Consider the following 844-nt stretch of genomic DNA (forward strand, 5'->3'; position numbering starts at 1 on the left):
GTACGAGGCGCCCTCGTACGCCTCGCCCAGACCGTGGATCGTCGCGGTCGGGTCCCGATGGGACTCCTCCACGTTTTCAGCGAACTCTCGTACGTGGGACGCGAATTCCCTGACCTTGTCCTCGTTCACCGTGGGCCAGTTGATCCCGATGAACGAGAGGAACGTGACCACCTCGTCGGGCAGCTCTATAGCCATGCGAAACCTCCCCCGTCGAACGCATGCGCAGGCGAACGTAGCCCGTAAGTGCGTTGGAGGAAGCGGACATTGCCCGAACTTGACCGACCCTGACCAAGGACCGGCCGGTCAGTTCTCTTCGGGCCACCGGCCTTCGAGGTACAGCTGGATGAGCGCCGCGTGGGAGAGCGGACTACGGGGATCGGTCACGTCGCCGTTGGTGGTGTAGTCGAGGAGGACCACGTCCGGGATGCCGCGAAGGCGTTCGACCAGGTCTGAGGCCCGGTGCTCCAGCATCCAGCGGTAGGTCGGCAGGTAGATGCGGCGCCGGGCGGTCTCGTACGGCAGCAGCTGCTGACTCTGCGGGCCGGCCCGGTGGCCCTGGACAGGGCCGTACCGGCGTACCGTCCGCTTCAGCCCCTTCATCGTGGTGACCTCCAGCTTTCCGAGATCGATGTCGGCGTGTTCGAAGACCTTGAGGGTCTGCCAGACGCCTTCCACCGACTGGCTGGTGACGCCGTCGAAGTACGGCACCGGCAGGCCACCGTGCGGATAGAACGGGCTCAGCCGCACCCAGGGCTCGGAGCCCTTCGAGGTCACGTCGATGATCTCGGCCCCTGGGAAGGCGGCAGCGAGCGCGGCCGCCGAGCGACGCCGTCCGGCGGTTCGG

Annotated in this window: 1 protein-coding gene and 1 pseudogene; both read right to left on the reverse strand. The window is 66.7% G+C overall.

Translation table 11 applies throughout. The annotated features are described in order from the left end of the window. Window positions 1–195 (reverse strand): annotated as a pseudogene (locus ABD323_RS42180) (hypothetical protein); the annotation flags it as partial. A 108-nt stretch (window positions 196–303) separates the two neighbouring features. Beyond that, a partial coding sequence (locus tag ABD323_RS42185; protein WP_344447360.1) for a DUF6939 family protein occupies window positions 304–844 on the reverse strand: 541 nt, incomplete at its 5' end.

This window comes from Kitasatospora nipponensis (assembly GCF_039528135.1).
Classification (GTDB): Bacteria; Actinomycetota; Actinomycetes; order Streptomycetales; family Streptomycetaceae; genus Kitasatospora; species Kitasatospora nipponensis.